The organism is uncultured Blautia sp., assembly GCF_902497045.1.
In the GTDB taxonomy this organism is placed as follows: domain Bacteria; phylum Bacillota; class Clostridia; order Lachnospirales; family Lachnospiraceae; genus Blautia_A.
This window is the reverse complement of sequence record NZ_CABVDF010000144.1, coordinates 1-7,144: the sequence shown is the minus strand read 5'-3', so window position 1 is coordinate 7,144 and position 7,144 is coordinate 1. Positions and strand designations below refer to the sequence as shown.

Here is a 7,144-nt window from a genome sequence, read left to right as displayed (position 1 = left end):
AAATAAAATTAAGTATGCCCATTTGACAGGGCAGACTGTATATCTGTTAGTTAGATATTAATTGATAAAAGAAAGGAAGTTCATATGCTAAAGATTAAAAGCTATGTAAAGGTGAACAGTATTGCTGAAGCCTACGAGCTGAATCAGAAAAAAAGTGCCTGTGTTCTGGGCGGTATGATATGGCTGAAAATGGGAAACAGGAATGTTTCTACCGCAATTGATCTTTCGGGTCTGGGTTTGGATACTGTTCAGGAGCTGGAGGACGAATATGTGATTGGATGTATGACAACACTGCGTGATCTGGAAATGGATAAATCTCTGAATACATTTACACAGGGCGCAATCAGAGAAAGTCTCCGTCACATTGTTGGAGTACAGTTTCGTAACTGTGCTACGGTAGGGGGAAGCATTTTTGGGAGGTATGGATTTTCTGATGTCCTGTCAATGTTTCTTGCTATGGATACCTGGGTAGATTTGTATCAGGCAGGCAGAATCCCCCTTGCTGAGTTTGTAAAAATGAAAAAAGACAGAGATATTCTGCAGTCTGTAATCGTAAAGAAAACCCCTTTGAAAACTGTATATCTCAGCCAGAGAAATACAGAGACAGATTTTCCGGTTCTTACCTGTGCGGCATCTCTGATTGGGGAGCAGCCAAGGACAATTATCGGTGCAAGACCGGGTTGTGCTATGGTGGTGGAAGACAGAGAAGATCTTCTTTATGGATTTAAAGAAATGTCCAAAAAAGAAAAGGCAGAGGCTGTCCGGAAATTTTCAGAATATGCGGCTGCAAATGTGCCGGTTGGCAGCAATATGCGTGGATCTAAGGAATATCGCAGGCTCCTTACGGAAGTACTGACCAGAAGAGCCTGGGAAGCATTAGGAGGGATAAAAGAATGAATCTGAGTTTTTGGCTGAATGGTGTTTATCGTCATGATGAAGTGGAACCGGATACGATGCTTCTGGATTTTTTGAGAGATAAGGGATGTTACAGTATTAAATGTGGCTGTGAGACTTCCAATTGTGGTCTGTGTACTGTTTTGATGGATGGAAAACCGATTCTTTCCTGCAGTACGCTGGCTCTTCGTGCAGAAGGAAAAAAAATTGTAACAATGGAAGGAATGCAGAAGGAAGCAGAAGAATTTGGTGCTTTTCTGGCAGATGAGGGCGCGGAGCAATGCGGATTCTGTAATCCGGGATTTATCATGAATATATTTGCAATGGAAAATGAATTGGAGGATCCGACAGAGGAGGATATTAAGGAGTATCTTGCAGGAAACCTTTGCAGATGTTCAGGATTTGTGGGACAGACGCGAAGTATTCTGAAATATCTTCAGTATAAAAAAACAAAGAAGAGGGAGGAGGCAGCAGAATGAGTTATGTCAGTAAGCCGGTAAGAAAAAAAGATGCCATGGCGCTGGTAACCGGAAAACCGGTATTCACCAATGATCTGGCACCGAAAGACTGCTTGATTGTCAAGATTTTGCGAAGCCCTTATGCGAATGCCTGGATTGAGGAGATAAAAACAGGTACAGCAAGACAGGTCAATGGAATTGTGGCTGTCTATACCTATAAGGATGTACCCCGGAAACGTTTTACTCTGGCAGGACAAACTTATCCGGAGTTAAGCCCTTATGATCATTATATTCTGGATCAAAGGCTGAGATTTGTTGGAGATGCAGTGGCGATTGTTGCTGCGGAAACAGAAGAAGCAGCTGAGAAGGCGATGAAAAGGATTAAAGTAAAATATCGTGTAGATGAGCCTGTACTCGACATGCATAAAGCAAAGGATGGAGAAATCCTTGTACATCCGGAAGAGGACTGGGAGGCAAAAGTTCCTGTAGGAGCAGACAATAAAAGAAATCTTTGTGCCTCTGGTGTGGAAGAATCCGGTGATGTGGAAAAAATCCTTGGAGAGTGCAAATATACCGTAGACCGGACTTATCATACAAAAGCCAATCAGCAGGCGATGATGGAAACGTTCCGTACATATTGTTATAAGGATCATTTTGGACGTCTGAATGTGGTTTCTTCTACTCAGGTTCCTTTCCATGTAAGGAGGATCCTTGGCAATGCACTGGATATTCCCTCATCAAAAATCCGTGTGATCAAACCCAGAATCGGAGGCGGATTTGGAGCGAAACAGACGTCAGTAAGCGAAATCTATCCGGCGTTTGTTACCTGGATGACCGGCCGTCCGTCTAAAATTCTTTATTCACGTTATGAATCACAGATCTGTGCATCCCCACGTCATGAAATGGAAATCCGTGTGAGAGCAGGAGCTGATGAAAATGGAATCGTTCGGGCACTGGATGTTTATACCCTTTCTAATGCAGGTGCTTATGGAGAACACAGTCCTACAACAGTAGGATTAAGCGGACATAAATCGATTGCTCTTTACCGTCATACAGAAGCCTATCGTTTTGCTTATGATGTAGTGTATACTAATGTACAGGCAGCAGGAGCCTATCGGGGATATGGGGCTACTCAGGGCATTTATGCAGTAGAATCTGCGGTGAATGAACTGGCTCACATGATGAATATGGATCCGGTGAAGCTGCGTGAACTGAACATGCCGATGGAAGGGGAGCCGCTTCCGGCATATCAGGATTGTACCACAGCGCCCAGCTGTACCATGGATCAGTGTATGAAGCGGGCAAAAGAAATGATGAACTGGGATGAGAAATATCCATATAAAGATATGGGCAATGGAAAAGTCAGAGGCATAGGCGTTGCTATGGCTATGCAGGGCTCATCTATTGCAGGCATTGATGTAGGCGGAGCAGATATGAAGCTTAATGAGGACGGATCTTATACCCTGGGACTTGGATGTACGGATATGGGTACCGGATGTGACACGATCCTCTCACAGATAGCCGCTGACTGTTTGGAGACTTCCATTGAAAATATCGTGGTATTTGGCGTAGATACAGATATTTCTCCTTATGATTCCGGCTCTTATGCATCGGCAACTACATATACAACAGGAATGGCTGTTTTTCAGGCATGTCAGGAGATGAGAAAGAAGATTTGTGCTCTGGGTGCAAAAATGTTGGAGGCAGAGCCGGAAGAAGTGAATTTTGACGGGGAATTTGTATTTACAGATGAGATACATAAGGTATCCCTGAAAGATATTGCAATTAAAGGAACCTGTGGAAATACACAGGAGCTTCAGGTTACCAGGACTCATTGCTCGCCGATATCACCGCCGCCTTTTATGGTGGGTATGGCCGAGGTTGAGGTAGACAAAGAAACAGGAAGCGTCAAGGTGGTTGATTATGCGGCTGTAGTAGATTGTGGCACACCGATCAATCCAAATCTTGTACGGGTACAGACAGAGGGAGGAATTGTTCAGGGAATAGGCATGGCACTTCATGAAGATGTTCAGTATACGGAGAAAGGAAAAATCCGTAACAATTCCTTTATGCAGTATAAGATTCCGTCCCGTCTTGATATCGGTGATGTTCGAGTGGAGATTCGTGGAAGTTATGAACCAAGTGGTCCGTTTGGGGCAAAATCTATAGGAGAGCTGGTTATCAATACTCCGTGTCCGGCAATTGCAGATGCCGTTTATAATGCTACCGGAGTAAGAGTACGGGAACTTCCGATTACTCCGGAAAAGGTTGCTATGGGAATTCTGAAACAGAAACTGGAGAAGAAATAAGATGAGAATGGTGATAAAGGGCTTGCTGGCGGCATTTTGGCTGGCGGCAGTTCCTGCTTCAGCGGGGCTTCTTTTTGCAGGCAGGAAGCAGCTGAAAATTCCTGATCTTTTTCTTCATGGATATCTCCTGCTTTTTGCAGCAATGGAAATTCTGGTTCTTCCCATGATCCTATTAAAAATGCCTCTTCATGTTTTGACTTCAGTATATGGAATTCTTGCCGCTGGATTTGCGGCAGGAGGATTACTGCTCTGGAAAAAAAAGAACAGCAGTAAGAACCAGCTGGCAAAGATGGAACGGCCATCCGTATATTTCTGGATGACTGTTCTGGTGATTGTCCTTCAGGTACTTATGTGTGCAGCTATGGCACACATGGATGCAGACGATTGCTTTTATGTTGCGGCGGCAGCAACGGATGTCCATACAGATTCTATTTTTGCGGTGGATCCTTATACAGGCTGTGAATACAGAACCCTGCCCAGACGTTATGTCCTTTCTCCGTTTCCGGTTTTTCTGGCAGTAGTAAGCCAGCTTAGCGGAGGCCTGCACCCGGCAATCATGGCTCATATGGTTTTTCCGGTAATCTTTCTTCCGATGGCATATATGGTGCAGTATTGCCTTGCAGAAAAACTATTTTCAGGAGAAAGAAAAGCCAAAGATATTTATTTACTTTTGGCGGCATGTATATGCAGTTTTTCGGGATATTCCGTATATAATGCAGGAAATTTTCAAATGGTTCGGATCTGGCAGGGAAAGGCAGTTCTGGCATCTGTTTTACTGCCTTATCTGCTATACCTTTGTATTTCGATATTTTTTGGAGAAAAAAGAAAAAATTTATGGGCAGCTCTCTTTCTGGCTAATATCAGCAGCTGTCTTTTGTCCTCTATGGGAATTATCCTGGCACCGCTTATGACAGGATGTTTTCTGGTATCATCCTTAGTAATGCAAAGAGATTGGAAGTCAGCAGCAAAAGGACTTTTGTGTTGTATTCCTTCGATTATTCTGGGTATAGCATACATTTTGATAAGCTGACAGGAGGACAGAGATGAAAGAAATATTTCAACAGACACAAATTTTCTGGAAGAACTACTGGGGGGAGGGGCTGGTCATGTGGCTTTTTCTGGCCTCCATACTGTTTCTCCTGATATTTCGCAGACATAAAAAAAGTATGAAATATCTGATTCCATATACAGCAGTCGTGCTGACCGTATTTTTTTGTCCGGTATCTGCAAAGGTTATTCAGAAATGTATTGGAAGTACAGTATACTGGCGTGTGTTGTGGCTTCTTCCGGTAATTCCGTTGATCGCATCTGCCATGACGGAATTTTTGAAGGAACGAAAGAATCAAGGTATCCAGTTTGTACTGGTTTTATTGTGTATAGCTGCGATTATTTGTTCTGGAAAAGGGATCTATGAGGCTGGAAATTATAAACTGGTCAATAATTATCAGCAAGTGCCGGACGAGGTTGCTGCCATTTGTGAAATGGTAAAAAAAGATGCAGGGGATTCGGAATTTCTTCTGGCAGCAGACAATTATATTGGACCTTATGTACGAGTGTATGATCCGTCGATCTGTATGATGTTTAACAGAGAGGGCCGTGGAAATGCCGGAGCAGGAGCAAGGCGGTTGTATCTGGAAATTAATGCACCGGTATTTAATTACACTAATATAGGTGCAGTGGGAAAAAGAATCATGTGCAATTATCTTGTGGTAAAGATTCCAAATGAACAACAAAAAAAGGAAATAGAAGCACAGGGCTATCAGGAAGTGGGAACAGCCGGTAATTACAGCCTGTATCGGCTTGGTGCATCTGCCGATGCAGTCAGAAGCCCTTTGCTGGACCGCTGGAAGTGGAGAGCCTGATCATATATCAGACTATGATAAATTGAAAGTGTGATGAATACGTGCCGTGAAAAATAAGGTACGGAAACCGTACCCTATTTTCACTCTAACAGACCACTGTAAACATATCCTGTCTGTCCCTCATATTCAATTTGTATCCAATCACCTTCCTGGCCCAGCTTCTCTACTTCTGTTCCCTCATCCAGACCTCCAATGATCTCTGACTCGTCATTTGCTTCGGCTCTGACATTGCAGCCTTCCGTAACTGTCAGAATTGTACCATTTGCTGTACTTCCGGAAACACTGGCATCTTCACCCAGACCATTAAGAAATTCCGCAAGTCCCGGATCATTTTTCTGTGCAGCATCATACTCCGCCTGCACCTTTTCTCTCAGCTGCTGGACATCCGCATCATTTAAAAGATTTTCCATATATGTAGAAATCTTTGTATTCTGATCCGCTGCTCCCAGGATTTTATAAATATTTTTGTTGTCTTTTACAACATACGCATATCCCAGTGAAGGTACCGGCGTATCAATTCCCGTGCAGACATAACTGTAACAAGTATAGACTACATAAGAATTATCATCCAACCCCTTTTTTGTGTAGACATTGCCTGGTGTATAAGCTTCAATATAATCCTTGGCATTTGTGATCCTTGACTCATCAGATGCAGTCAGATCACTGACCAAAGTTCTTAATGTTGCAATATCTCTTTCCCCTAAAGCTCTGTAGTAGCTATGCATGAATGCAGTGATATCTGCACTGCCTTCTTCCAAGGGATTCGCATCTTCTTTCTTCCCGTCGTTTGTCTCCCCATCATCTTCCGGAGAAGAAGGATCATTTCCCTGGCTGTTGTCCTGAACTGTTTTTTGATCTTCATCAGAAGCACCCTTCCCGCTTCCTACACAAGCACGTATGCCGAAGAACAAAACAGCTACGATCACCAGAATCGCACCGCCAAGCATAAAATAGCGGAGATTATCTGATAACCATTCTCTGAAATTATCCAAGTTCTTGTCCTCCTTAAATTACAACGCGCCGGAACCTCCCAATTGTCCTGCGCAAACACACCTGAAGGGAATCGAACCCCCGCACATGGTACCGGAAACCACTGCTCTATCCACTGAGCTACAGGTGCATAAATTCGAAAGCTGCATTATCATTAGTTACTGTCTAACATTTAAACAGCAACCTCATATACAACCACTTCGACTAAAAAATTATAGCACAATATCGACTGGATGTAAAGTTTTTTCTTTTGACGGAATAGTTATGTCAGTTTTGAAAAGGGGCTGTCGGGATGATATGCTCCCTTCTAGGTAGACAAGTGAAATAATAAAAACTTGTCACTTAGGAGGGAGCATATTTTATGTCTAAAAGAAAAGTATCTGTTGCGGATAAGATATATGCTGTAAATCTATATCTGGATGGAAAAGAAAGTCAACGGCGAATTGCCGATATGTTTGATGTAAGTCTCGCATCTGTCCAACAATGGATTCGAAACTATGAATCTATGGGCGCAAATGCATTCACATTGAAAGGGAATAAAAAATATTCCAAAGAATTGAAACAACAAGCAGTCGTAGATTATTTAGCAGGCTATGGTTCTCAAGATGATATTTGCAAAAAATACGGAATC

The 7,144-nt window shown here is 42.9% G+C and carries 7 protein-coding genes and 1 tRNA gene; 6 read left to right on the top strand and 2 right to left on the bottom strand.

The genetic code is table 11. From position 1 onward, the window contains the following. Window positions 1-84: 84 nt before the first annotated feature. From RDS42_RS10360 to RDS42_RS10340, 5 genes are read left to right on the top strand one after another with little or no spacing between them, the layout of a single operon-like run. Window positions 85-897 carry an FAD binding domain-containing protein gene (locus RDS42_RS10360; RefSeq protein ID WP_308783601.1) on the top strand — a complete coding sequence of 271 codons (813 nt, stop codon included), beginning with the start codon at window positions 85-87 and terminating at the stop codon, window positions 895-897. Further along, window positions 894-1,373 carry a 2Fe-2S iron-sulfur cluster-binding protein gene (locus tag RDS42_RS10355; RefSeq protein WP_308783600.1) on the top strand — a complete coding sequence of 160 codons (480 nt, stop codon included), beginning with the start codon at window positions 894-896 and terminating at the stop codon, window positions 1,371-1,373. The genes RDS42_RS10360 and RDS42_RS10355 overlap by 4 nt, the downstream gene beginning before the upstream one ends. Beyond that, window positions 1,370-3,661 carry a molybdopterin cofactor-binding domain-containing protein gene (locus RDS42_RS10350; RefSeq protein WP_308783599.1) on the top strand — a complete coding sequence of 764 codons (2,292 nt, stop codon included), beginning with the start codon at window positions 1,370-1,372 and terminating at the stop codon, window positions 3,659-3,661. The genes RDS42_RS10355 and RDS42_RS10350 overlap by 4 nt, the downstream gene beginning before the upstream one ends. Window position 3,662: 1 nt before the next feature. Next, on the top strand, window positions 3,663-4,691 hold the full coding sequence (locus tag RDS42_RS10345; RefSeq protein ID WP_308783598.1) for a DUF6077 domain-containing protein: 1,029 nt from the start codon (window positions 3,663-3,665) through the stop codon (window positions 4,689-4,691). A gap of 13 nt (window positions 4,692-4,704) precedes the next feature. Next, entirely contained in the window at window positions 4,705-5,523 is an 819-nt protein-coding gene (locus RDS42_RS10340) for a hypothetical protein (protein WP_308783597.1), read from the top strand. Between the two features lie 80 nt (window positions 5,524-5,603). Here RDS42_RS10340 and RDS42_RS10335 read toward each other — a convergent pair whose 3' ends face one another. Both RDS42_RS10335 and RDS42_RS10330 read right to left on the bottom strand, forming a co-directional pair. Continuing rightward, complete coding sequence (locus RDS42_RS10335) at window positions 5,604-6,515, bottom strand: SH3 domain-containing protein (protein ID WP_308783596.1); 912 nt, start codon at window positions 6,513-6,515, stop codon at window positions 5,604-5,606. A gap of 56 nt (window positions 6,516-6,571) precedes the next feature. After that, window positions 6,572-6,643, bottom strand: a tRNA-Arg gene (locus RDS42_RS10330). Window positions 6,644-6,874: 231 nt separating this feature from the next. Here RDS42_RS10330 and RDS42_RS10325 point away from each other — a divergent pair. Next, on the top strand, window positions 6,875-7,144 hold a 270-nt coding region (locus RDS42_RS10325; protein WP_308783595.1), incomplete at its 3' end, for a helix-turn-helix domain-containing protein.